This is a genomic window from Pseudomonas sp. TWI923, assembly GCF_039673365.1.
In the GTDB taxonomy this organism is placed as follows: domain Bacteria; phylum Pseudomonadota; class Gammaproteobacteria; order Pseudomonadales; family Pseudomonadaceae; genus Aquipseudomonas; species Aquipseudomonas sichuanensis.
Window position 1 is genome coordinate 17,286 of record NZ_JBDJLM010000037.1, and the last position, 24,295, is coordinate 41,580.

25 protein-coding genes are annotated in these 24,295 nt (G+C 63.1%); 11 read left to right on the forward strand and 14 right to left on the reverse strand.

Annotation, left to right across the window (positions count from 1 at the left end; all coding sequences use genetic code 11):
• Positions 1-73: 73 nt before the first annotated feature.
• Positions 74-706: a LysE family translocator gene (locus ABE459_RS15420; RefSeq protein ID WP_125463698.1), complete on the forward strand. Its 633-nt coding sequence runs from the start codon at positions 74-76 to the stop codon at positions 704-706.
• Positions 707-742: 36 nt separating this feature from the next.
• Here ABE459_RS15420 and pbpG read toward each other — a convergent pair whose 3' ends face one another.
• Positions 743-1,669 (reverse strand): D-alanyl-D-alanine endopeptidase, encoded by a 927-nt coding sequence (gene pbpG, locus ABE459_RS15425; protein ID WP_125463699.1) that lies wholly within the window; start codon positions 1,667-1,669, stop codon positions 743-745.
• A gap of 272 nt (positions 1,670-1,941) precedes the next feature.
• On the opposite strand from pbpG, the gene ABE459_RS15430 reads away from it, so the two are divergent.
• A complete protein-coding gene (locus ABE459_RS15430) occupies positions 1,942-2,238 on the forward strand; it encodes a hypothetical protein (protein ID WP_323831132.1) in 297 nt (98 codons plus the stop codon).
• A gap of 908 nt (positions 2,239-3,146) precedes the next feature.
• On the opposite strand, the gene ABE459_RS15435 is transcribed toward ABE459_RS15430, so the two are convergent.
• The 3 genes from ABE459_RS15435 to ABE459_RS15445 all read right to left on the reverse strand — a co-directional run bounded on the left by ABE459_RS15435 (position 3,147) and on the right by ABE459_RS15445 (position 4,259).
• Entirely contained in the window at positions 3,147-3,473 is a 327-nt protein-coding gene (locus tag ABE459_RS15435) for a DUF2388 domain-containing protein (RefSeq protein WP_323831130.1), read from the reverse strand.
• 157 nt (positions 3,474-3,630) lie between these two features.
• Positions 3,631-3,813 carry a hypothetical protein gene (locus ABE459_RS15440; protein ID WP_323831129.1) on the reverse strand — a complete coding sequence of 61 codons (183 nt, stop codon included), beginning with the start codon at positions 3,811-3,813 and terminating at the stop codon, positions 3,631-3,633.
• A gap of 101 nt (positions 3,814-3,914) precedes the next feature.
• Positions 3,915-4,259, reverse strand: coding sequence for a hypothetical protein (locus ABE459_RS15445; protein WP_110994624.1), 345 nt, complete (start codon positions 4,257-4,259; stop codon positions 3,915-3,917).
• Positions 4,260-4,421: 162 nt separating this feature from the next.
• On the opposite strand from ABE459_RS15445, the gene ABE459_RS15450 reads away from it, so the two are divergent.
• Positions 4,422-5,243, forward strand: a complete 822-nt coding sequence (locus tag ABE459_RS15450; RefSeq protein WP_323831128.1) for a shikimate 5-dehydrogenase — start codon at positions 4,422-4,424, stop codon at positions 5,241-5,243.
• 176 nt (positions 5,244-5,419) lie between these two features.
• Here the strand turns inward: ABE459_RS15450 and ABE459_RS15455 are convergent, their stop codons facing one another.
• The 3 genes from ABE459_RS15455 to ABE459_RS15465 all read right to left on the reverse strand — a co-directional run bounded on the left by ABE459_RS15455 (position 5,420) and on the right by ABE459_RS15465 (position 6,851).
• Positions 5,420-5,662 (reverse strand): hypothetical protein, encoded by a 243-nt coding sequence (locus tag ABE459_RS15455; RefSeq protein ID WP_125463705.1) that lies wholly within the window; start codon positions 5,660-5,662, stop codon positions 5,420-5,422.
• A gap of 94 nt (positions 5,663-5,756) precedes the next feature.
• Positions 5,757-6,284 (reverse strand): lactoylglutathione lyase, encoded by a 528-nt coding sequence (gloA, locus tag ABE459_RS15460; RefSeq protein WP_110994621.1) that lies wholly within the window; start codon positions 6,282-6,284, stop codon positions 5,757-5,759.
• Positions 6,285-6,491: 207 nt separating this feature from the next.
• Complete coding sequence (locus ABE459_RS15465) at positions 6,492-6,851, reverse strand: histone-like nucleoid-structuring protein, MvaT/MvaU family (RefSeq protein WP_110994653.1); 360 nt, start codon at positions 6,849-6,851, stop codon at positions 6,492-6,494.
• Between the two features lie 356 nt (positions 6,852-7,207).
• On the opposite strand from ABE459_RS15465, the gene ABE459_RS15470 reads away from it, so the two are divergent.
• Positions 7,208-8,497: an OprD family porin gene (locus ABE459_RS15470; RefSeq protein ID WP_258706343.1), complete on the forward strand. Its 1,290-nt coding sequence runs from the start codon at positions 7,208-7,210 to the stop codon at positions 8,495-8,497.
• A gap of 65 nt (positions 8,498-8,562) precedes the next feature.
• Positions 8,563-9,312: a precorrin-6A synthase (deacetylating) gene (gene cobF, locus ABE459_RS15475; protein ID WP_125858325.1), complete on the forward strand. Its 750-nt coding sequence runs from the start codon at positions 8,563-8,565 to the stop codon at positions 9,310-9,312.
• Between the two features lie 30 nt (positions 9,313-9,342).
• Here cobF and ABE459_RS15480 read toward each other — a convergent pair whose 3' ends face one another.
• Together ABE459_RS15480 and ABE459_RS15485 are read right to left on the reverse strand one after the other, a co-directional pair.
• Positions 9,343-10,557 carry a glycosyltransferase family 4 protein gene (locus tag ABE459_RS15480; protein WP_323831127.1) on the reverse strand — a complete coding sequence of 405 codons (1,215 nt, stop codon included), beginning with the start codon at positions 10,555-10,557 and terminating at the stop codon, positions 9,343-9,345.
• A gap of 415 nt (positions 10,558-10,972) precedes the next feature.
• Positions 10,973-11,323 (reverse strand): response regulator, encoded by a 351-nt coding sequence (locus tag ABE459_RS15485; RefSeq protein WP_323831126.1) that lies wholly within the window; start codon positions 11,321-11,323, stop codon positions 10,973-10,975.
• 257 nt (positions 11,324-11,580) lie between these two features.
• Between ABE459_RS15485 and ABE459_RS15490 the strand changes: the two genes are divergently transcribed.
• Genes ABE459_RS15490 through ABE459_RS15510 form a run of 5 tightly spaced genes read left to right on the forward strand, consistent with a single transcriptional unit; the run spans position 11,581 to position 18,089 of the window.
• Positions 11,581-15,048 (forward strand): response regulator, encoded by a 3,468-nt coding sequence (locus tag ABE459_RS15490; RefSeq protein WP_346648058.1) that lies wholly within the window; start codon positions 11,581-11,583, stop codon positions 15,046-15,048.
• A gap of 4 nt (positions 15,049-15,052) precedes the next feature.
• Complete coding sequence (locus ABE459_RS15495; RefSeq protein ID WP_110994616.1) at positions 15,053-15,874, forward strand: protein-glutamate O-methyltransferase CheR; 822 nt, start codon at positions 15,053-15,055, stop codon at positions 15,872-15,874.
• The gene (locus ABE459_RS15500) at positions 15,871-16,446 is read left to right on the forward strand and encodes a chemotaxis protein CheB (protein ID WP_125463711.1); all 576 of its coding nucleotides are present in this window, start codon (positions 15,871-15,873) and stop codon (positions 16,444-16,446) included. Before ABE459_RS15495 ends, ABE459_RS15500 begins: the two co-directional genes overlap by 4 nt.
• Positions 16,440-17,666: a hybrid sensor histidine kinase/response regulator gene (locus ABE459_RS15505; RefSeq protein WP_125858330.1), complete on the forward strand. Its 1,227-nt coding sequence runs from the start codon at positions 16,440-16,442 to the stop codon at positions 17,664-17,666. Before ABE459_RS15500 ends, ABE459_RS15505 begins: the two co-directional genes overlap by 7 nt.
• A gap of 45 nt (positions 17,667-17,711) precedes the next feature.
• Positions 17,712-18,089, forward strand: coding sequence for a response regulator (locus ABE459_RS15510; protein ID WP_125463713.1), 378 nt, complete (start codon positions 17,712-17,714; stop codon positions 18,087-18,089).
• A gap of 85 nt (positions 18,090-18,174) precedes the next feature.
• Here ABE459_RS15510 and ABE459_RS15515 read toward each other — a convergent pair whose 3' ends face one another.
• The 5 genes from ABE459_RS15515 to ABE459_RS15535 all read right to left on the reverse strand — a co-directional run bounded on the left by ABE459_RS15515 (position 18,175) and on the right by ABE459_RS15535 (position 23,231).
• Positions 18,175-18,906, reverse strand: coding sequence for a proteasome-type protease (locus ABE459_RS15515; protein ID WP_258646228.1), 732 nt, complete (start codon positions 18,904-18,906; stop codon positions 18,175-18,177).
• Between the two features lie 68 nt (positions 18,907-18,974).
• Positions 18,975-19,772, reverse strand: coding sequence for a transglutaminase family protein (locus ABE459_RS15520; RefSeq protein WP_323831124.1), 798 nt, complete (start codon positions 19,770-19,772; stop codon positions 18,975-18,977).
• Entirely contained in the window at positions 19,769-20,719 is a 951-nt protein-coding gene (locus ABE459_RS15525) for an alpha-E domain-containing protein (RefSeq protein WP_125463716.1), read from the reverse strand. The genes ABE459_RS15520 and ABE459_RS15525 overlap by 4 nt, the downstream gene beginning before the upstream one ends.
• 3 nt (positions 20,720-20,722) lie before the next feature.
• On the reverse strand, positions 20,723-22,132 hold the full coding sequence (locus ABE459_RS15530; RefSeq protein WP_125463717.1) for a circularly permuted type 2 ATP-grasp protein: 1,410 nt from the start codon (positions 22,130-22,132) through the stop codon (positions 20,723-20,725).
• A 394-nt stretch (positions 22,133-22,526) separates the two neighbouring features.
• A complete protein-coding gene (locus ABE459_RS15535) occupies positions 22,527-23,231 on the reverse strand; it encodes a FadR/GntR family transcriptional regulator (protein ID WP_125463718.1) in 705 nt (234 codons plus the stop codon).
• Between the two features lie 273 nt (positions 23,232-23,504).
• On the opposite strand from ABE459_RS15535, the gene ABE459_RS15540 reads away from it, so the two are divergent.
• Positions 23,505-24,293, forward strand: a complete 789-nt coding sequence (locus tag ABE459_RS15540) for a transporter substrate-binding domain-containing protein (protein WP_323831123.1) — start codon at positions 23,505-23,507, stop codon at positions 24,291-24,293.
• The last annotated feature ends 2 nt before the right edge of the window (positions 24,294-24,295 follow it).

The window sequence follows — 24,295 nt, forward strand, 5'->3', positions numbered from 1 at the left end:
CATGGATCAGCGTTTCAAGGCGGGATCATCTGCGGATACACTTCGCCCACTCACCACCACAAGGACGTGCACGATGCCTGAACTCACCAGCCTGCTGGCCTTCGCCCTGATCTGCCTGGGCATGGTCCTCACCCCCGGCCCGAACATGATCTACCTGATCTCCCGCTCGATCTGCCAGGGCCGTGCGGCCGGGCTGATTTCGCTGGGCGGCGTGGCCCTGGGCTTCGTCATCTACATGCTGTGCGCGGCACTGGGCATCACCGCGCTGGTGATGGCGGTGCCGCTGGCCTACGACGCGCTGCGCATCGGCGGCGCCTTGTACTTGCTGTACCTGGCCTGGCAGGCGCTGCGCCCGGGTGGCCGCTCGCCGTTCCAGGTGCGCGACCTGCCGGCGGACAGCCCGCGCCGGCTGTTCGGCATGGGCCTGTTGACCAGCCTGCTCAATCCCAAGATCGCGGTGATGTACCTGTCGCTGATGCCACAGTTCATCGAACCGGGCCACGGCAGTGTGCTGGCCCAGTCGCTGGTGCTGGGCTGCACGCAGATCATGATCAGTGTGTCGGTGAATGCGTTGATCGCGGTGATGGCTGGCTCCATCGCCGTGTTTCTCGCCGGGCGGCCGGTGTGGCAGCAGGTTCAGCGTTGGCTGATGGGGACCGTGCTGGCGGGGCTGGCCGTGCGCATGCTGGCCGAAGGCCGCCGCTGAAGGCGTGCCCCGCGTCCTGCGGGGCGGTGCGGGATTTCAGTCCTGAACCAGGCGCGGGCGGGCCTGGCGCTCGCTCTTGTACTGCATGGCGACCGACGGCGCCGCCTTGGCGCTGCCGGTTTCCAGCCATTGGCGCATGCGGCTGGCATCGGCGAAGTGGGTGTACTTGCCGTAGGCGTCGAGAATCACCATGGCCACCGGGCGGTTGTCCATCCGGGTCAGCAGCACCAGGCAGTGGCCCGCCTCGTTGGTGAAGCCGGTCTTGGTCAGCTTGATGTCCCAGTTGCTCTTGTTGACCAGGTGGTCGGTGTTACGGAAGCCCAGGGTGTAGTTGGGTTTGCGGAACGCCACGGTCTTTTCCCGGGTGGTCGAGAGTTCGCCGAGCATCGGGTACTTGCGCGAGGCCATCAGCAGTTTGGCCAGGTCCTGGGCGGTGGACACGTTCAGCGTCGACAGGCCGGTCGGCTCGACGTAGCGGGTATGGCTCATGCCCAGTGCGCGGGCCTTGGCATTCATGGCCTTGATGAACGCGCCGTAGCCACCAGGGTAGTGGTTGGCCAGGGTGGTGGCGGCGCGGTTCTCCGACGACATCAGGGTAATCAGCAGCGTCTCGCGACGGTTCAGCTCGCTACCCAGGCGCACCCGCGAATACACGCCTTTCATCTCCGGGTTGTTGGCGATGGTCATGCTGAGCATTTCGTCCATGGGCAGCTTGGCGTCGAGCACGACCATCGCGGTCATCAGCTTGGTGACCGAGGCGATGGGGCGCACGCGATCGGCGTGGCTGGCGTACAGCTCCTGGTTGGTGTTGAGGTCGATCAGCAGGGCGCTGCCGGAGGCCAGGTGCAACTTGCTGGGGTCACGTTGGGCCTGGGCCGGGGGTTGTGCAGCAGCGGTCGACGGGAGGGTCGCAGTACCTGTGAGCAACAGCAGCAGGCTGAGGATGGACAGGGAAGTTTTCACGTTGAGGCTCACTAAATGTTGGTATGTCGTTGGCTGTGCAAGGGTTTTCCCCCAAAAACCGATGCATTGTGGAGTATGGCTTAAAGGCTGTCGAATGCCTTATATCCAAAGGGCGCAAGGTGAACGAAATTTAATCCTGTACCGATTCTGTACCCATTACCTTCTCTTCCGGCTTGGCGATTTTTGGCCCGGTCGTTGGTGCAGGGCGCTGGCGGCCAGCGCCAAATTGGACTACTGCTTCCGTCTCGATCAATCCACTCGAGGAATGTGAGATGAGCCGACTACTGCTGGGCGTCATGTTGGTTGCGTCGGGCGCTGCTCAGGCTGGAGTTCCGCTGGTGAACGCCACGTGCCCAGGCAACATCGAGGTGCACGCCGACAAGGGTGGCCCTATCTACATCAATGGCAAGGAAGGCAAGCTGAAGAGGTTCAACGACAACTATTTCGAAGCCAAGGGCAGCGGTGTGACGATCTCGCTGTCGATCAACCCGGACGGCTCTGCGAGTGTTTCTTATACCGGTAAGAACCGAGCCAATGGCATCTGCCAGGTGAAGGGTGATGGCTCTTGAGGCGCTGTCGGGCAGAGCCGAAGTTCTACTTGCGGATCAGCAGGCCTTATCCGATGCGACATAGGCCATGACTGGGCTGACCTGTGAGTGAGCTTGCCAGTCACTCACAGGCTCTGCGCTTCAACGGCGAGACGTGCGCGGTTATACCCGCTCTCCCTTGGCCCACAACTGCTGCCTCCAGTTGTTATTCCAGTTCCTTTGATGCACTTCGACTGCGGAACCATCCCGGGGCGCTTTGCGAGCCTCAACTTTAGCCAGGATTTGCGCACTTATATCAATGGTCTTGGCGTAGTTTTGTCGATTGAACGCTATCGTGGCACTGAAACTCTCTGCGTCGAAGACTTCAATCTGAGCGTCGGCTAACTCATTGGCCTGTTTTACCAAGCGTTCAGATCCATTCAGTACCTTGAGCAGCCGGTCCGCTTGGTCCTTGCTGAGTTCATCAGCGTTAACCAGGACTATTTCCCTGGCCGCGTTGACACTGAAACCGAAAGATAGCCCCCTTAAGTCAGGGTGGTCGGTAGAGACTTTTTCAAGGACATCTAGATAAGTCGATTCGATCTGCGCGTCCGCAGCGCGGCGGCGAACATGTGCTACCTCGGCTTGGATTGACCTCGGTAGGCTTGGTGGCACGCCAAATCTGGGCGGATTTGTTGTCGGTGACAGTAAATGAATTGAATGTTGGAATGTTACTCATGGAAAATCCCTTTCGTCGGCATCCTGGTTTTTAGTGCGTCGACAGGGCCCTCCAATTCTTTAGTTTGAGCGTGACGAAGACCAAGGGTTCATTGGCATTGGCCGCGCACTGAACTCAGCGAAACCCGAAAAACACTGCTGGAGTACTATTGAGTCGCTGTCGAGTACCTTGTATCCAATACGTGCAACGCGTGCTTGTTTGATCCTGCAAGTCAATATGTCGTCACGATCGCCAAGGCCAATTGCTGGTCATTCATCAATGGCGCAGGAGCGTTTTCATGGTAATGGCGCACTGCCTGTTCGAACTGTGCGCCGCGAATATTCCCCTCCGAACCAATGAAGGCCAGGGCATCTGACTTGGCGGACTTGAAGATCTCGGGGATCAGCGTCGTCAGCCCGGTGGTTCCCGCGACAAGGATCGACGGCGCTATCGTGGTGATAAACAGTGCCTGGTCGAACGGGTTGTCACGAGGCTCTGCCAATGCGCTGTTGCTTGACCATGCAAGGATCGCGATCGCCATTATCTTCCAAGCATCCATGCCCTACCGCTTCCCTGCTGTCTGGTTGAAAGGTTGCCACCCTAGCAGGCCTGGTTGCCGCGCAGAAGCCGCCGCTGTTTTGTGCAGGCAAAAAAAGCCCGCCATGAAGGCGGGCGAGGGGACGCTTGGGGGAGCAACACACAACAACAGATTCGGTTCAGGCCATAAGGCAGCTGTCGAGCAATTGCCCGGCCAGGGTCTCGGCCGAGGAGCGGGTGGTCAACGGGCCGCTGATGGCTTCGCCGTTGCGCATCAGGTACCAGCACGCCAGCTGGCCTTGGGCACGCAGGCTGGCCGGTACGGCGCTGCCGATGACGGACATGATCTGGATGGGGGCCATGGGGGATCTCCTGTGAAACATGGCCCCACATTACGCAGACGCCGTGAAGGTTTGAAATCGATGGCTTCGATAGTGGTCATTGATTTCATCAACTGTGCCGACTACCAGCGAGGCGGGCCGTAGTAGACCGGCGGCGGGCCATAGTAGCGGCGATACACCGGTGGCGGCGGTGCCGGCACATACTGTTCGACCACGTAGGGCTGGTAGTACACGGGCGGCGGCGGTGCTTGCACATAAACCGGTGGCGGTGGGTAATAGGCGGGTTGGCGCTCGACGTAGACGGTACGGTCATGCCCACCGCTGACGGCTGCCCCGACCACCGCGCCCACCACTGCCGCGCCGATCACCGGCCCCGGGCCATACCAGCCGCCACCGTGGGCGGACGCCTGCCCGCTGACGGCCAGCGCGCCGACCAGCAGGGCGATTCCGGGGATGAAACGCTTCATGGTCAATCCTCGCAAGACAACCCCACGCTTGGGGCCTGATTACTATGACCGCAGTCAGGGTCAAGTGAGCGCAGGGGAAGGGTAAAGGTTGTGTAAGGGGCGACAGGCGGCAGCCTCTGTTACGCTCAGTCAATCGTTTCAGCAGCCTCGACAGGAGCGGCAATGATCCCATCCCCCAGCAGCGCCACCGTGTTGTGCATTTCCCTGGCCGGACGCCCCGGTACCTTCGGCGTGCGTTTTCACAATCACCTCTACCAGCAGCTCGGGCTGGATTACTACTACAAGGCCATGACCACCCAGGACCTGCCTGCCGCGGTGGCCGGTATTCGCGCCCTGGGCATTCGCGGCTGCGGTGTGTCGATGCCGTACAAGGAGGCCTGCATGGCGCTGGTGGATGAGGTTGATCCGTCTGCGCTGGCGATCGAGTCGGTCAACACGCTGGTCAACACCGACGGTCACCTCAAGGCCTACAACACCGACTACCTGGCGGTACGTCAGCTGCTGCAGCGCCACCAGGTCGACCCTGGCACCGCCTTTGCCTTGCGCGGCAGCGGCGGTATGGCCAAGGCGGTGGCCAGTGCGCTGCGTGATGCGGGCTTCGCCAACGGCACCATCGTTGCCCGCAACGAACAGGCCGGGCGGCACCTGGCGGATGTCTGTGGCTATGGTTGGTTGCCCGAGCTGGGCGACCTGTGCCCGCCGATGCTGGTCAATGTCACGCCGATCGGCATGGCTGGCGGGCCGGAGGCCGATCAGCTGGCGTTTTCGGAAAATGCGATCGCCGCGGCCGAGCGGGTGTTCGACGTGGTGGCGATGCCAGCGCGCACACCGCTGATCCTGCGGGCGGAAACGCTGGGCATACCGGTGATCACCGGGCTTGAGGTGATCGCCCTGCAGGCACTGGAGCAGTTCGTGCTGTATACCGGGGTGCGGCCGTCGGACGAGCAGGTGGCGGCGGCGGTGGCCTTTGCCCAAGGCGGCTGAATGCAGGATTACGCATGGTTTGAAGCCAGCGCGGTCGGTGTAGGAGCGGCCATGTGTCGCGAAAGGGCTGCGCAGCAGCCCCGGCGATTTCTGCTTTCACACTGAAACCCTGGGGCCGCTTTGCGGCCCTATCGCGACACAAGGCCGCTCCTACAGTGGGCGTGCATACGCTGGGCTCAAAACACCTTGTGCCCGTCATCCAACTGATGATCCACCAGCGCCCGGCCATGGGCCAGGGACACATGCTGGGCGTTTTCCAGGTCGGCGAAGAATTTCATCGGCAACGACAGGCGCTTGCTGGTATGCCCGCCTGGGTCGGTAATCAGGCAGCCGGCGGCATAGGGCAGGGGGGAATCGGGGTGGGGCATCACACTGGCGGTGATGGTGTGCTCGCGGTATTCACAGTGAAGGGTTTGCATCGTCCTTACCTCGCTGTGGCTATGGAAGGGTTACTTCCATATACCACGGCAAGGGGCCGGTAGTTCCCGGCCCGACGAGCGCAAGCGCCGTCTGTCAGTCTTTCAGCGCGGTCGGTTGGATGACTTCGACCCAGTAACCATCCGGGTCCTTGACGAAGGCCAGGTGGTTCATGCGGCCATCGGCCAGGCGCTTCTGGAAGGGCACGTCCAGCGCCTCGAAACGCGCGCAGGCTTCGCGTACGTCCGGCACCGAAATGCAGATGTGGCCAAAGCCGCGCGGGTCGGTGTTGCCGTTGTGGTAGGCGAACTCAGGGTCGTTCTCGGTGCCGTGGTTGTGGGTCAGTTCCAGCACGCCAGGGATCGATTTCATCCACTGGTGGCGCTCGGCGTCGTCGGCAGGGATCTGCGCCGGGTCGACCAGGGCCAGGAAATACAGGCTGAAGGCCGCTTCCGGGAAGTCGCGCTTGTCCACCAGGCGGAAACCCAGCACGCGGGTGTAGAAGTCCAGCGATTTCTCGATGTCCTTGACCCGCAGCATGGTGTGGTTGAATACGAATTGGGCGGTGGCGGTGTCTGGCTGGGCGGTGACGCCGGGCAGGGTGTTCAGATCATGCAGGCTCATGGGGGACTCCAGAATCAGGGCCTAAAAACAGAGGGGCATGATACGGCAGTCAGCCTCGAGCGCAAACGAAAGCGCCCTGCATGAGTGCAGGGCGCCGGAATTAGAGGCCCGCGTGTGCGGGCGCGTGATGGGGTCGCTAGTCCTTTAGCTGGTTCGATACTGTTACAGCTCTTGTGAAAAATGTGTGAAGCCGGTGTTGATATTTCATCAGCGAACCCAGCTTTCCACGGTCTGCGCCCCGTACTGTTCTTTCCAGGCCTTCAGCCCACGGTGGTTGCCGCCTTTGGTCTCGATCAGCTCGCCGGTGTGGGGGTTCTCGTACACCTTCACCACACGCGGGCGGCGTTGCTGTTTGGCGGCAACTGCCGGGCCCCGTGCGGTCGCTTTGGGGTCGAGAATGGCGATGATGTCGCGCAGGCTCTTGTCATAGCTTTTCATCAGGCCGACTAGTTTCTGCTCGAATTCGATTTCGCGTTTGAGGCCGGCATCCTTTTTCAGCGCTTCCAGTTGTGCCATCTGTTCCTGTAGCGCTTTTTCGGCAGCACGAAACTCTGCAAGTCTGGACACTGTCATCACTCCTGTAAGTCTGCCGTGGCATGGCGTAACGAACATGGAAATCACACTAGACGCCGGCCACGCGGGTGGGTATTGCTGTTCGCTGTTAGTGAGTGTAGTAGTCGCGGGCAGGGGGGTAAACAGTAAACTTTCAATTGATTATCCGGGAACTTTGCCGGTTTTTCGCAACCGCTTTGAAATTGCTTCAACAGCTGCTCTCGGCTGCGCTAGACCATGGTCCAATGGCTCATTCCAGAGCCTTCGGGGCAAAATTGGCGATGATGGTCGAAATCTGTTCGTTCATCCCGTAGTGCCGGTGCAGGTGGCTGCCCGGATTGTTTTTTGCCTTTCTCTGGATGTTCCCTCGCATGTTTGCCCCTTTTCCTCTCGCCCCCGGGCGCAGTGTTGCCGGCTTGTTCTTGCTGTGCGCCGGTATCAGTGCCCAGGCTGCCGGTTTTGTTGAAGACAGCAGTGCCAAGATCGAAGCCCGCAATGTCTATTTCAACCGCGACTTCCGTGATGGTCACAGCAGTTCCAGCCAGGGCGCGTCGAAGCGCGAAGAGTGGGCGCAAGGGTTCATCCTCAATGTCCAGTCCGGTTATACCCAAGGCCCGGTAGGCTTCGGGGTGGATGCCTTGGGGATGGTCGGTTTCAAACTGGACTCCAGCCCTGCTGACAGTAACAGTGGGCTGCTGCCGTCGTCCGGGCATGACCCGCGCCACTCCGCCGACCAGTACGCCAAGATGGGAATTGCCGGCAAGGTGAAGGTCTCCGAGACCGTGCTCAAGTACGGTTCGATGATGCCGGACGTACCCCTGCTCAAGTACAACGATGGCCGTTTGTTGCCGACCATGTTCCACGGTGCCTGGCTCACCTCCGAAGAAGTGCGTGACCTCAAGTTCACCCTGGCGCGCCTGAACCAGTACACCGCGCGGGACTCCACCGACCGCCAGGACATCCGCGTGCACTGCAAGAACAAGCGCTACGCCTGCGATATCGAGGCCGACCACTTCGACCTGGGCGGCATCGATTACCGCTTCAACGAGCGTGTCAGTGCCCAGTACCAGGTGTCCAAACTCGAGAATATCTACCGCCAGCACTTCCTCGGCCTGGTTGCCAGCCAGCCGCTGCAGGTGGGTACGCTGTCGGCCGACCTGCGCCTGATCAAGAGCGATGACATCGGCAACGCTCGCGCCGGCAACATCGACCACCGCGCCTTCAGCGGCATGCTCGGCTACAGCCTGGGCGGCCACAAGCTCAGCGCCGGTTGGCAGCGCATGTATGGCGAAAGCGCCATGCCGTACCTCGACGGCACCAACCCGTACCTGGTCAACTACGCCCAGGTCAACGACTTCGCCGCCGCCCAGGAGCGCTCCTGGCAGCTGCGTTACGACTACGACTTCAAGGCCATTGGCGTTCCCGGCCTGACGTTCTTCACCCGCTATATCAACGGCGACAACATCAAGGTGCCGGGCAGCACTGCCGAAGGCAAAGAGTGGGAGCGCGACACCGAGCTCAAGTACCAGGTGCAAAGCGGCACCTTCAAGGACGTCAGCGTGCGCCTACGCAACTCCACTTACCGCAGCAACTACGAAAAGTGGGCGCGGGACATGGACGAGACGCGGGTGATCGTCAGCTACAACTTCTCGGTGTTCTAAGCCCCCCTTTGCCAAAAACCGGTGGCCATCCGAGAATGACCGCCGGTAACCAGGCAGGGCAGGTGATGAAGCAACTTCTGTTGATTGGTATCGGCCCGGGCGACCCGCGCCAGGTCACCTACGAGGCCGTCGAGGCCATGGGCCGTGCCACGGTGTTCTTCGTGCTCGACAAGGGGCAGGAGAAGGACGAACTGGTGGGCCTGCGCAAAACCATCCTCGAACGCTACCTGCCTGATGGCGGCTACCGCCTGGTACAGGTCGCCGACCCACGGCGCGATGCCCAGGCAGCGGACTACGTTGCGGCCGTGCACGACTGGCACGTGCAGCGCGCCGCGCTGTATGCCCGGCTGATCGAGGACGAGCTCGGTGCCGATGATGTCGGCGCTTTCCTGCTCTGGGGTGAGCCGGGGCTGTATGACAGCACCTTGCGCATCCTCGAGCTCGTGCGTCAGCGTGGCCTTGCGCTGGCGCTTCAGGTGATTCCTGGCATCAGCAGTATTCAGGCCCTGGCGGCCAGGCATCAGGTTCCCCTCAATCGCATCGGCGAGCCGTTGACCGTGCTGCCGGGCCGTCGCCTGGCTGGGCAGGCGCGGATCGACAATGCGCTGGTGATGCTCGATGGCCAGTGCGCGTTTGCCGCACTGGAGGACCCGCAACTGACGATCTACTGGGGGGCCTACCTGGGCACGGTCGATGAGCTGTTGATCGCCGGGCCGCTGCAACAGGTCAAGGCGCAGATTCTCGACGCTCGCGAGCAGGCCCGGCGGCGCAAGGGCTGGATCATGGACACCTACTTGTTGCGCCGCGAACCCTGAGGCCGTGCTGCCGCGTCGTCAGGCAGCCGGTTATCGGCGTTCGCGCCGCAACATGGCCCCGACGAAGTTGTACAGCCGCTGTTCGTGCAGATGAACGAGGCTGTGTTCAATACGCCCGAGGAGCACGGTGGCATGCCGCTGACGGTCGAAGCGTGCCTTGAGCAGCGGCTCGCAGGCGTCCTGCGCCCGTTGCCACTGTGCCGCGTCGCCGTACAGCTGCGCGGCCGCCTTGGCCAGCCCTTCGGCGGTGTCGGCAACGCTGCCCGGCCAGGGGTGCTGCCCTTGGATACCCTCCGCACCCAGCGGCGTGGTCACGCAGGGCGTGCCCTGGCGCAGCGCCTCGAGCAGCGGGCCGTCGATGCCCGCACCGGACCTTAGTGGCGCCAGGTACACACGGGCGCTGCCCAGCAGCGTCTCGACGCATGGCGCCTCGCCCATTACATGCAAACCCTGCTCCGGGGCATGCAAGGCCATGCTCCTGGCTGACGGGTTGGCGCCATGGAGGTACAGCTGCGCTTCAGGCAGCTCGCGGCGCAGCACCGGCCAGAGGTTGTGCCTGAGCCACAGCAGCGCATCATGCTGGGCCGCCGAGGCGAAGTCGCCCAGGCACACGAAGTGCTGGCGCTCGGCGAACGGGCGCGAGGTAACGGCTGGCTCGACCATCGGCGGGCAGTAATGCAGCAGGTAATCCGGCACACCGAAGCCGTTGACCAGCAGGTCGAACTCGGCTTGCGAGGTGAGTAGCGTCAGGTCGCAGCGCCAGATGGCCGCCAGTTCACGTTGGGTCAGTTCGCTGGGCGCCATCTGCCGATACAGGTCCGGGCCGCTGGTGGCGAACAGGGCGCGGAAGTCGTTTGGGTCGAGGCCTTCGATCAGGCGGCGGCGCAGCAGTTGTTGGCGCGTCTCGCGCAGGCTTTGCAGGCCGCCGGTGAGTAGCACGCGCAGGGCTTGAGGGATGTGCTGGGTGACCTGGCTGGCGTAGCGCTCTTCGCTGGTGAAACTGTCGAACAGCACCACGTCTGCGTTCTGGCTCGTCAAGAAGTCCTGATCATCAGCGCGGATGTGCTGCTCGATCATGCCAAGTGCCGCCAGGTCGGCCTTGCGCTCGCAGGGTTGGGCCGAGCTGGCGAAGGTAACCTGCCAGCCGCCGGCCAGGAAGGTTTGGAGAATCTGCTGCAGGTGCTGGCCGGCGCTGCAGGCCTGTGGCTCGGGCCAGCGGTGGCTGAGGACCAGGAGATGGGGCATGGGGGAGGGCCTTGGGGCAAAGGGCGCTATTTAAGCATATGGGGGATGGGGTGGGCTGGCATGGGCATGACGGGGCATTTCCAGCGCCTGTGAGATCGAGCGCCGCCCGCGCGGCGCATCGCTGGCAAGCCAGCTCCCACATTTGTTTCGGGCCAATTTTGCCTGTAAGGGTACCGCTGCTCGCCTTGGTGAATGTCTCAAGTCAGGCGGGGCGCCAGTGGTGCCCACTTCAATACCGCGTCGTACCAACAAGGCGGACAGCGATGCAGTCACAGGAGTGACTGGCCCGAAACAGATGTGGGAGCTGGCTTGCCAGCGATGCGCCGCGCGGGCGGCGCTCGATCTCACAGGCGCAACACCTCTCACGGCGAGCACCTCGCAGCCCCACATCAAACCAGGAAGAAAGCACCCCACCTCAACCCGCCCCAAGAATCTCCCGCACCTTGTCCCGCAACCGATCGATGCTGAACGGCTTGGCAATCATGTACATGCCATCAGGCACATTCACGTTCTCGGCAAAGCCACTGGCAAACAGCACGGGCAGCAGGGGCCGCAACTCACGGGCCTTGCCCGCCAGCTCTTCACCGCGCATATCCGGCAAACCGACATCGGTCATCATCAACGCCAGCGATTGCCCGGCATTTTCGAGAACCTTCAGTGCAGCAGCGGCATTGTCCGCCTCGATGGTCGTGTAACCCAGTTCGTCGAGCACTTCGACTATCAACATACGAACGATGTCGTCATCCTCGACTACCAGAAGATGCATTGTACGGATCCTGTTTCGCGTAAGGGGTATCTACTCTGTGCCCGTGGCGGAGTAGAAGTTCCCCAGCTTAACGGCGTGTGCAATCAGATGGAACGATTGGCGCACAGCGCCTTCAAATACTGGCTAAATGCCCTGCCAGAACCGCCAAAGCTGGTTAGACTCGCTGTATTCCCGGTCGGTGTGGCGCAGGGTCTTACACTTGCAGGATGTAGCCGCCAACACTGTTCAATGGACTTTTTTCGCTCGGGCCTTATCACATGATGCAAACAGCCTCGATGGATCAACGCAGCTTTCGCAAGCTACTCGCCCGCAACGTCGGCCTGCCGCTGGGCGTAGGGCTGCTGGGCGCCGTGGCGTTTGTGGCGGTGATCAACTACCTGCTCTCGGCCATGCAATGGGTCGAACACACCGATCGGGTGATCGGCAATGCCAACGAAACGGTCAAGCTGTCGATCGACATGGAAACCGGCATGCGCGGTTACCTGCTGACCGGCGAAGAGCGTTTTCTTGACCCCTACGAGGTGGCCAAGCCACGCATTTTCAGCGGCCTGGACAGCCTCAAGGGGCTGGTGGCGGACAACCCGCAGCAGGTCGAGCGGATCGAGCGGCTGATCGCGCTGCAACGGGAGTGGAACAACTTTGGCGGCGAGATGATCAACCTGCGCCGTAGCAAAGGTGACTATCAGCTGCCGATCGGCTCCGGTCGTGGCAAGCGCATCACCGACGAGATCCGCAAGGAATTCGACAGCTTCATCAGCACCGAACAGCAACTGCGCATGGCACGCAACGAGAAGGTCAGTGCGGTCACGGTTACCGCCATCTCGGCTTTCGTGCTGTTCATCGTCGCCCTGAGCGGGCTGCTCGCCTTCCTTGGGCGGCGCGACCTGCTGGCGCTTTCGGCAAGCTACGCCGACAACCTGCAGGCGCAGCAGCGCTCTGCCGAGGGCCTGGAGCACCAGGCCTGGCTGCGCGCCGGGCAGACCCAACTGGGCGAACAGATGATGGGGCAACTGACGCTGCCCATGCTCGGTGACAATATCCTGCGCTGTTTCGCCGGCTACCTGGGGAGCGTGGTCGGTGCCCTTTATGTGCGTGACGAGCACGGGCACCTGGTGCGGGTGGCCAGCTACGGTCTGGATGCCGAGCAGCAAGGCAAAGATCAGGTGCTGGGGGAGCATGGCGGCCTGTTGGCCCAGGCCGTGATGCAGGGACGGCTGATCCGCCTGGATGACCTGCCCGAGGATTATTACCAGCTCAGCTCCGGCCTTGGCCGTGGTTTGCCGCGCAGCGGCCTGCTGATGCCGGCGCGGGATGATGGCCGCATCAATGGGGTCGTGGAAATCGGCTTCCTGCGCCCATTGCACGACCGTGATGTCGAGCTGCTGGAACGAGTGGCCGAGAACATCGGCATCTCCATCGAAAGCGCCCGCTACCGCCAGCGCCTGCAGGAAGTGCTGGCCGAGACCCAGCAGCTCAACGAGGAACTGCAGGTCCAGCAGGAGGAGCTCAAGTCTGCCAACGAAGAGCTGGAAGAACAGTCGCGGGTGCTCAAGGAGTCCCAGGCCTACTTGGAGACGCAACAGGCGGAACTGGAGCAGACCAACGAACAACTGGCCGAGCGCACCGATGCCCTGGACCGCAAGAACAGCGAGCTGAACCAGGCCCAATTGGAGTTGCAGGCGCGCGCCGACGACCTGCAACGGTCGAGCAAGTACAAGTCGGAATTCCTCGCCAACATGTCCCACGAGCTGCGCACGCCGCTCAACAGCTCGCTGATCCTGGCCAAGCTGCTGGCCGAGAACGGCGAGGGCAACCTCAGCCAGGAGCAGGTCAAGTTCGCCGAGTCGATCTACTCGGCTGGCAACGACCTGCTCAACCTGATCAACGACATCCTCGACATCGCCAAGGTCGAGGCCGGCAAGCTTGAAGTGCGCGCCGAAACCACCCCGCTGGAGCGCCTGGTCGAAGGCCTGCAGAGCATGTTCCGGCCGCTGGCCCAGGACAAGGGCCTGGACTTCGAGGTACAGCTCGAACAACCCCTGCCGGCGACGCTGTTCACCGACCGCCAGCGCCTGGAGCAGATCCTCAAGAACCTGCTGTCCAACGCTGTCAAGTTCACCGAGCGCGGCCAGGTGAGCCTGCGCATCAGCCACCAGGTGGGCATGGGTATCGTGTTCGCCGTGCGCGACACCGGCATCGGCATTGCCGCCGACCAGCAGCAGGCGATCTTCGGAGCTTTCCACCAGGTCGACGGCACCAGCAACCGCCGCTATGGCGGCACCGGGCTGGGCCTGTCGATCTCGCGCGACCTGGCCCACCTGCTCGGCGGGCAGATCAGCGTCGACAGCAGCCCGGGGCAGGGCAGCGTGTTCAACCTGATCCTGCCCGAGCATTACGAGCCTTCGGGCGAGCAGAAAACCGTGCACAGCCTGCGCCCGGCGGTCGATGAGCTACCCCCGGCGCCGCAGGTGGTGGTACCGGCGCGTGCCGAACGGCCGAAACCTGCGTTCACCGACGACCGCGAACTGGCACCGTTCAGCAACCGCTGCATCCTGGTGGTCGAGGACGAACCGAACTTTGCTCGCATCCTCTACGACCTGGCCCACGAACTGGGCTACAGCTGCCTGGTGGCGCAGAGCGCCGACGAAGGCTTCGAACTGGCCGCCCAGTACCTGCCCGACGCCATCCTGCTGGACATGCGCCTGCCCGACCATTCCGGGCTCACCGTGCTGCAGCGCCTCAAGGAGCAGGCCGGCACCCGGCATATCCCGGTGCATATCATTTCGGTGGAAGACCGTGTCGAGGCGGCCATGCACATGGGCGCGGTGGGCTACGCGGTAAAACCCACCAGCCGCGACGAGCTCAAGGCGGTGTTCGCTCGCCTGGAGGCCAAGCTTACCCAGAAGCTCAAGCACATCCTGCTGGTGGAAGACGACGACCTGCAGCGCGAGAGCATCGCCCGCCTGATCGGCGACGACGACATCCAGATCACCGCCGTGGCCCTGGCCCAGGACGCCCTGGCGCTGCTGCGCGAGAACATCTACGACTGCATGATCATCGACCTCAAGCTGCCCGACATGCTCGGCAACGAGCTGCTCAAGCGCATGACCGCCGAGGACATCCGCAGCTTCCCGCCGGTGATCGTCTACACCGGGCGCAACCTCACCCGCGAGGAAGAGGCCGACCTGCTCAAATACTCGCGCTCGATCATCATCAAGGGCGCACGCTCGCCGGAGCGTCTGCTCGATGAAGTCACGCTGTTCCTGCACAAGGTCGAGTCGCAGCTGTCCAACGAGCGCCAGCGCATGCTCAAGACCGCGCGCAGCCGTGACAAGGTGTTCGAGGGGCGCAAGATCCTGCTGGTGGACGACGATGTGCGCAACATCTTCGCCCTCACCAGCGCCCTGGAGCACAAGGGCGCCATCGTCGAGATCGGCCGCAACGGGCGTGAAGCCATCGAGGTGCTCGAGGCCAACGACGACATCGACCTGGTGCTGATGGACGTGATGATGCCGGAGATGGCCGGCTACGAAGCCACCCGCCTGATCCGCCAGCAGCCGCGCTGGCGCAAGCTGCCGATCATCGCCGTGACCGCCAAGGCGATGAAGGACGACCAGCAGCGCTGCCTGCAGGCCGGCGCCAACGATTACCTGGCCAAACCGATCGACCTGGACCGCCTGTTCTCGCTGATCCGCGTGTGGCTGCCGCAATTGGAGCGAATCTGAAATCTTGACCAGTGAACGCAACACCGACATTGAAATCCGGCTGCTGATCGAGGCGATCTACCTCAAGTACAGCTACGATTTTCGCGACTACTCCGGCGCTTCGATCAAGCGCCGGATCCTGCACGCCCTGCGCCAGTTCGACTGCCGCACGGTGACCGCGCTGCAGGAGCGCGTGCTGCACGACCCAGGCATGTTCATGGAGCTGCTGCAGTACCTGACGATCCCGGTCAGCGAGATGTTCCGCGACCCCGGCCACTTCCTGGCGCTGCGCAACGAAGTGGTGCCGCTGCTGCGTACCTGGCCCTCGATCAAGATCTGGATCGCCGGTTGCAGCACGGGCGAGGAGGTCTATTCCATGGCCATCCTGCTGCGTGAGGAGGGCTTGCTGGAGCGCACCATCCTGTACGCCACCGACATCAACCCGCACTCGCTGGAGCGTGCCAAGCAGGGCATCTATTCGCTGCAGAGCATGCGCGAGTACGAAGAGAACTACCGCAAGGCCGGTGGCCGGCGCGACTTCGCCGAGTACTACACCGCCGCCTATGGCAACGCCATCATGGACAGCAGCCTGCGCGACAACGTGACCTTCGCCGACCACAGCCTGGCCACCGACAGCGTGTTTTCCGAGACCCAGCTGGTGTCGTGCCGCAACGTGCTGATCTATTTCAACAAGACCCTGCAGGACCGCGCCCTGGGGTTGTTCCACGAGTCGCTGTGCCACCGCGGCTTCCTGGTGCTGGGCAGCAAGGAATCGGTGGATTTCTCGGCCTACAGCGACGGTTTCGAGCCGCTGGTGCGGCCTGAACGGATCTACCGCAAATCATGAACGGCGTGCGTGCGGTGGTCATCGGCGCCTCGGCGGGCGGCGTCAGCGCGCTGTTCAGCGTGCTCGGCGCGTTGCCGCAAGGTTTCGCCATCCCGGTGATCTGCGTGCTGCACCTGCCGGACAACCGCCACAGCCAGCTGGCCGAAGTGCTGCAGCGCCGCCTGCACCGCCCGGTACGCGAAGCCTGCGACAAGGCACCTATCGAAGCGGGGCTGATCTACGTCGCCGGGCCCCGTTACCACCTGTCGGTGGAGCAGGACCTGACGTTGTCCCACAGCCAGGAAGAGCCGGTGCATTTTTCCCGGCCGGCCATCGACTACCTGTTCGCCTCGGCGGCGGACGCCTATGGCCCGGGCCTGCTCGGTATACTGCTGACCGGTGCCAACGAAGACGGCGCCCGTGGGCTGTTACAGATCAAACAAAGGGGCGGCCGGACCGTGGTCCAGGACCCTCGCGATGCGCAGGTCGCGCTGATGCCGGAGGCCGCCCTGGCCCTGCACCGCCCCGACCATATCCTTTCCCTGAGCGGTATCGGGCAGTTGCTCGCCACCTTGGAACCCCACGCATGTTAAGCAACATCACTGCCAAACTGCTGATCGTCGACGACCTGCCGGAAAACCTGCTGGCCCTCGGTGCCCTGATCCAGGGCGAGGACCGCGAGGTCCACCAGGCCCAGTCGGCGGAACAGGCCTTGTCGCTGCTGCTCGACCACGAGTTCGCCCTGGCCATCCTCGACGTGCAGATGCCCGGCATGAACGGCTTCGAACTGGCCGAGCTGATGCGCGGCATGGAGAAGACCCGCAACGTGCCCATCGTCTTCGTCACGGCTGCCGGGCGCGAAATGAACTACGCCTTCAAGGGTTATGAAAGCGGCGCGGTGGACTTCCTGCACAAGCCGCTGGATACCGTCGCGGTGAAGAGCAAGGTATCGGTGTTCATCGACCTGTTCCGCCAGCGCAAGGCCCTCGACCGCCAGTTGCAGGCGCTGGAGCACAGCCGCGCCGAACAGGAGCAACTGCTGGCGCAGTTGCAGGTGGCGCGCGGCGAGCTGGAGCGAGCGGTGCGCATGCGCGACGACTTCATGTCGATCGTCTCCCACGAAGTGCGTACCCCGCTCAACGGCCTGATCCTGGAAACCCAGCTGCGCCGCATGCACCTGTCGCGCGGCAACCTGGCGGCGTTCAGCGAAGACAAGCTCAAGGCCATGGTCGAGCGTGACGAACGGCAGATCAACAGCCTGATCCGCCTGGTCGAGGACATGCTCGACGTGTCGCGCATCCGCACCGGCAAGCTGTCGATCCGGCCCAAGGCCTTCGACCTCGGCCAACTGGTGCAAGGCCTGGTGCAGAACTTCAGTGCTCAGGCCAGTGCCCTTGAAACCCATATCGAACTGCAGCGTTGCCAGACCCTGCACGGTGAGTGGGACGAGTTTCGCATTGAGCAAGTGCTGGCCAACCTGCTGTCCAATGCCTTGCGCTATGGCGAGCGCAAGCCGGTGCAGGTGCGTTTGTTCGAGGATGGCGCCATGGCTTGCGTGCAGGTGCAGGATTCAGGCATCGGCATCAGTGCGCAGAACCAGCAGCGGATCTTCCAGCAGTTCGAGCGCGTCGCCGCCCAGCAGGCCAGCGGCGGGCTGGGCCTGGGGCTGTATATTTCCGAGCAGATCGTATTGGCCCATGGCGGGCGGATCCAGGTCGACAGCAGCGAGGGCAGCGGTGCCACCTTCAGCGTCTACCTGCCGTTGCCACGGGTGCAGCAGCAAAGCGACCACACACAGGCAACCTCGGCGTAGTGCCGGGGTCTGATTGCCATCTGAGTTGAATGTGAAGGCGTTGTCATGAGCGAAGATGCACAAGATGTCGTATTGATCGTCGAGGACGAACCGGCGATCCGCATGATCCTGCGCGATTACCTGGCGGGCGAGGGCTACCACGTGCTGGTGGCCGAAGACGGCGAACAGGCGTTCGCGATCCTGGCCAGCAAACCGCACCTGGACCTGATGGTCACCGACTTTCGCCTGCCGGGCGGCATCACCGGGGTGGAGATTGCCGAGCCTGCGGTGAAGTTGCGGCCTGAGCTGAAGGTTATCTTCATCAGTGGCTACCCGGCGGAGATCCTCGAGTCGGGCAGCCCGATCGCGCGCAAGGCGCCGATCCTGGCCAAGCCGTTCGACCTGGATACGCTGCATGAGCAGATTCAGGTGTTGTTGCGTTAGGGATAGGTTTTGCATTTGGCTTGTGATTGCCGGGGCGCAAAGCGCCCCCCAGCATTAGCAGCCGTTCACCGAAACCCGCGAACGGTCACCCCATGTACTCCCCAGGCGGCGCCGGCAATTCGCCCAGCAAATCCCGCAGCCCCGCACACCACTGGCTGCGAATCTGGCTGTAGTAAGGATCATCCTGGGTAATGCGATAACTCTGGGTCGGCCCGAACGCATCCTTGCGATACACCAGCAAATCCAGCGGCATGCCCACCGACAGGTTGCTGCGGATGGTCGAGTCGAACGAGATCAACCCACAGCGCAATGCCTCGTCCAGTGATGTGCGGTAGGTCAGGTTGCGGTCGAGGATCGGCTTGCCGTACTTGCTTTCGCCCAGTTGCAGGAACGGTGTGTCCTCTGTGGCCTGAATGAAGTTGCCTTGCGGATACACGCTGTAGACCCCCATGGGCCCACCGGCAATCTGCCCGCCCACCAGCAACGAGCAGCTCAGGTCGACCTTGCTCGCCAGCTTGCTGCGGTCGCGGGTGACCACCTCGCGAATGGTCGCGGCCACCAGCACGGTCGCGTCGTACAGCGTGCGCACGTTCAGCAGATGGCTGCCCGTGCCGTTGCAGCGCTGGCGCAGCAAGTTGACCACCGATTGCGAGGTGGCCAGGTTGCCCGCGCTCTGCAGGACGATCAGCCGCTCGCCGGGGGTGCTGAAAATGAACAGTTTGCGAAAGGTCGAGATCTGGTCGATCCCGGCGTTGGTGCGCGAATCGGAGACAAACACCAGCCCGTCGGCCAGGTGCATGGCCACGCAGTACGTCATGTGATTTACCTGTGTAGATTGAATGACCCCGGCGTCACTGCAACGACGGGGTCGGTGGGGGGCTTGGCTTACTGTTGCTGCCCCTGCAGCAGCGACCGGACCTGGACCTGCGCCAGCATCGACTCGGCGCCGCCGCCCCGGCGCATGCCGCGGACCGGGCAGGCGTCGAGGTAGTCCAGGCCCACCGCCAGTTTCAGGTGGCGATCGGGCCTGGCCAGGCGGTTGGTCACATCGAAGCTGTACCAGCCATCGCCCAGCCAGGCCTCGGCCCAGGCGTGGCTGGCCAGGTGGCTGGCATCCTCGGTGCACAGGTAGCCGGACACGTAGCGCGCCGGTATCCCCAGGCTGCGGGCGCAGGCGAGGAAGGCATGGGTGTGGTCCTGGCACACGCCCACCCCGGCGGCGAAGGCCTCGGCAGCGGTGCTGTCGACCGCCGTCGCCCCTGGGCTGTACGGCATGCGCTCGGCCAGCCGCTCCATCAGCATGACCAGCGCGGCACGGTCGCGGCGGCTAGCGCAGTGTTGCCTGGCAAAGTCGATCAGCGCTGCGTCGGCCTGGGTCAGGCGGCTGGTGCGCAGGAACGGCAAGGGCGACTGGCTGTCGTGCTCGACCTCGAGCGTGGGGTCGATCTCGACCTGGCCCTGGGCACTCAGCGCCAGGGCGCTGTGCGGCTCTTCCAGGGTCAACACGTGCAGCACGTTGCCGTAGGGGTCGAGCTGGCTGCGCACCTGCTTGGGCATCTGCACCTGCCAGGCGAGGATCTGCTGGCGGGCGTTGCTCTGCGGCGTCAGGCGCAGGAACTGGATGCTGGCGCTCACCTGGTTGGCGTAGGTGTAGCGGGTGTCGTGGTGGATGGCGAGCTTCATACGACCTCCAGGTAGGAGTGGTGAACGGTCTGGCTGAGCTGGCGAATGCGCTCGATGAAGTCGGTCAGCCACGGGTGCAGGCCGGCTTCGAGGATTTCGTCGATGCCGGTGTAGCGCAGCCGCGCATTGAGCTCGGCGGCCATGCGCTGCGAGGCGCGGCCACTGGTGCTGGGCAGGCCGGCGAGGATATGGTCCAGCTCCTCGATGCAGGCATGCAGCGAGCGCGGCACATCGGCGCGCAACAGCAGCAGCTCCGACACCTGGCGGGCGCTGGGCGCGTTGCGGTAGATCTCGTTGAACGCCTCGAACGACGACAGCGCGCGCAGCAGGGCGCTCCACTGGTAGTAGCCACGGGCCGAGTGGTCGCTGACCTCTTCCGATGCCTCGCCGAACATTTCGTAGCGCACATCCAGCAGGCGCAGGGTGTTGTCCGCTCGCTCCAGGAAGGTGCCCAGGCGAATGAAGCAGTAGGCGTCGTTGCGCATGATGGTGCCCGCCGTGGCGCCGCGGAACAGGTGCGAGCGCTCCTTGACCCAGTCACAGAACTGGCTCATGCCATAGCGTGCCAGGCCGTTGCTGGCGATGTTGCGCATCTCCAGCCAAGTGGCGTTGATGTTCTCCCACATGTCGCCGGTGATCCGCCCGCGTACCGCATGGGCATTGGTGCGCGCCGCCTGCAGGCAGCAGTAGATGCTGCCGGGGTTGGTCTCGTCGAAGGCGAAGAAATGCAGCATGCGCGCGGTGTCGAGCTCAGCGTGGCGCTGGTTGTAGTCATCCAGGGTGCCGGCCGCCAGCAACGACATGGCCAGTTCGGCGCGGCCGTCGCTGCGCCCGGCCTGGGGCATCAGCGACAGCGAATAGCTGACTTCGAGCATGCGCGCCAGGTTCTCGGCGCGCTCCAGGTAACGGGACATCCAGTAGAGGTCCGAAGCGGTTCTTGAAAGCATGTGTCAGTCCTCCACTACCCAGGTGTCCTTGGTGCCACCACCCTGGGACGAGTTCACCACCAGCGAGCCTTCGCGCAGCGCCACCCGGGTCAGGCCGCCGGGCACCAGGCGGGTTTCGCTGCCCGACAGGACGAAGGGCCGCAGGTCGATATGGCGCGGGGCGATGCCGTTCTCGACGAAGGTCGGGCAGGTCGACAGGCTCAGGGTGGGTTGGGCGATGTAGGCTTCGGGGCGGGCTTTGAGGCGCGCGCGGAAGTCTTCGATTTCTGCCGCCGTGGCCGCCGGCCCGACCAGCATGCCGTAGCCGCCGGAGCCCTGGGTTTCCTTGACCACCAACTCCGGCAGGTGGGCCAGCACGTGGGACAGCTCCTTGGGGTTGCGGCACTGCCAGGTCGGCACGTTGTTGAGGATCGGCTCCTCGTCGAGGTAGAAGCGGATCATCGCGTCGACATAGGGGTAGATCGATTTGTCATCGGCAAGCCCGGTACCGATGGCATTGGCCAGCACCACGTTGCCCGAGCGGTAGGCCGCGATCAGGCCGGGCACCCCCAGCATCGAGTCGGGGTTGAACGACAGTGGGTCGAGGTAGGCATCGTCGAGGCGCCGGTAGATCACGTCCACCTGCCTGGGGCCGGCGGTGGTGCGCATGAACACATGGTCGTCGCGCACGAACAGGTCGGCGCCTTCCACCAGTTCCACACCCATTTCACGGGCCAGGAAGGCATGTTCGAAGTAGGCGCTGTTGAAGCGGCCCGGGGTCAGCACCACGGCGGTGGGGTTTTCCAGCGGGCTGGCGCTCTTGAGGGTATCGAGCAGCAGGTTGGGGTAGTGGTCGATGGGCGCCACCCGCTGGCTGGCGAACAGCTCGGGGAACAGGCGCATCATCATCTTGCGGTCTTCGAGCATGTAGCTCACACCGCTGGGCGTGCGCAGGTTGTCTTCGAGCACGTAATAACTGCCATCGCCGTCGCGCACCAGGTCGACGCCAGCGATGTGGGCGTAGAGGTCGCGGTGCAAGTTCAGGCCTTGCATGGCGATCTGGTAGCCCTCGTTGGCCAGCACCTGCTCGGCTGGGATGATGCCTTGCTTGAGGATGTGCTGGTCGTGGTAGACGTCGGCCAGGAACAGATTCAACGCCTGCACCCGCTGGATGCAGCCACGCTCGACTTTCTGCCATTCGCTGGCCTTGATGCTGCGGGGGATGATGTCGAAGGGGATCAGGCGCTCGGTGCCCTGTTCGTCGCCATACAGGGTGAAGGTGATGCCGGCGCGGTGGAACAGCAAGTCCGCTTCGCGCCGGCGCTGCGCCAGCAGCTCGGGCGGTGTGTCTGCCAGCCAGCGCGCAAACGGCTGGTAGTGGGGACGGCAGGCACCGTCGGCGTCATACATTTCATTGAAAAAAGCTCGGGACATACCGCACTCCTTGCCGCACAAACCCACGGCATTTTCCTGCAACTTGGCTATTTCACGATGCGAGATCCTGCGAGCAAAAATGAGTTCTGGTTTTTATCGGCACCTCAGTGTGCGTTGACAACTTCCTGCTGCGCGTCGAGCGGGCGATGCGTTGCGCAGGTAAACAAAGTCTTTGCAATGGAAGTGCCGGAAATCCAATAAGCCGCGAATCAGCTGATTATTTTTAAAAACAATCGCTGGCGCGCTTTATTTATTCAATAAAGCGACGCTTTTGGCTGGGGGAGGCGGGGTGGGTTTGTTTGCGTGCTGACGGCCTGCCAGGCGGGCCCGCGCCAAAACGGGGCGTGGCAGGCCGGCGTTGGTGTTTTTGAACCAATACGGGGAGGGCGGCCGCTCAGGCCGAGAATACGATCCCGGTACGCAAGGCGGCACTACGGATATGTTCCTGCATGGCTTTCTGCGCGGCAGGGGCCGAATGCCTGGCCAGCGCGTTGAGGATCTTCTTATGCTCTTTCCAGGTTTCCATGGCCCGTTCCGGGCGAATGAATGGCAACTTCTGGCTCTCTATGTAAATGGCCTCGCTGGCCATGACTATCTGCAGCATTGCCAGGTTGCCACTGGCCTCGAGAATGCCCCGATGAAAGGCGAAGTCCAGGCGCGCCGCCGCTTCGAAGTTGCGCGCCTTCAACTCGATGCCCATGGCTTCGACATTCTCCGCCAGTGCATCGAGGGCCTCGGTGGTCAGGCCATTGGCAGCCTGGCCAGCGGCAAAGCCTTCGAGCACATAGCGCAACTGGAAGGTATCGGCGGCCGATACCTGGGCTGCAAACGGCCAGGCAAATCCTGAAGCCGAGGTTGGCTGCTCAGCTTTCTGCGCTTTGACGAACACCCCTTTGCCCGGTTGCACGCTGACCACGCCCATGGCACTCAAGGATGACAGAGCCTCACGCAGTGACGCACGGCTGACCCCCAGGTTCTGCGCCAGTTCGCGTTGCGCGGGCAGTGCGTCGCCCGGCTGGTATTCGCCCTCGTCGATCAGGCGCTGGATGGCCTGTAAAGCGAGTTCGGGAACGGCGCCGCGAAGGGGGGTGTCGAGCATCGGTACAGACCCATCCAATCAAAGAAGCTGCCGTTTTACGACGTTCTTTACCGTGCACGCAAGTTTGGCCCTGTGCTGGTGCAACGGCGCGGTCGCTGCCATTTAACGGGGATTTTTCGGCAGGATGGCGGGCACGAGGGCGTCAACTGTTCAGACCAGTAATACCGCCAAGCACGAGGCCTGCGGGCGATTTCCCGGTGTTTTGCAGCGTCATGGCACGTCGGCTGCAAGGGTTCAGCAAACAGCTGCCCATCACCACCCGAGGTCTTGACCATGAACACTATGCGCAAATGCCTGCTGGCCACACTGCTGTGTGGCAGTGCCCTGATGCAGTCGATCGCCCACGCCGATACCCTCAGCGACATCAGCCAGCGCGGTGTGCTGAAGGTTGCCGTGCCCCAGGATTTCCCGCCGTTCGGCTCGGTCGGCCCCGACCTGAAACCGCGCGGCCTGGACATCGACACGGCGCAACTGTTGGCCGACAAGCTCGGGGTAAAGCTGGCCCTTACCCCGGTCAACAGCACCAACCGCATCCCCTTCCTGACCACCGGCAAGGTCGACCTGGTGATCTCGAGCCTGGGTAAGAACCCGGAGCGCGAGAAGGTGGTGGACTTCTCCAAACCCTACGCGCCGTTCTACCTCGGCGTGTTCGGCCCCGAAGCCAGCAGGATCGACAGCCTCGATGCGCTCAACGGCAAGACCATCAGCGTCACCCGTGGCGCCATCGAAGACATGGAGCTGAGCGCGGTGGCCCCGCAAGGCGCGACCATCAAGCGTTTCGAAGACAACAACTCGACCATCGCCGCCTACCTGTCCGGGCAGGTCGACCTGATCGCCAGCGGCAGCGTGGTGATGTCGGCCATTGCGGCGAAGAACCCGGCCAAGGTGCCGGTGCTCAAGCTCAAGCTCAAGGACTCGCCGGTGTACGTGGGCATGGCCAAGGAGCAGCCGGCGCTGCGCGCCAAGGTCGATGAAATCCTGGTGCAGGCCAAGGCCGACGGCAGCCTTGGGCGCAATGCCGAGAAGTGGCTCAAGCAACCGTTGCCCGCCGATTTCGAGTGACC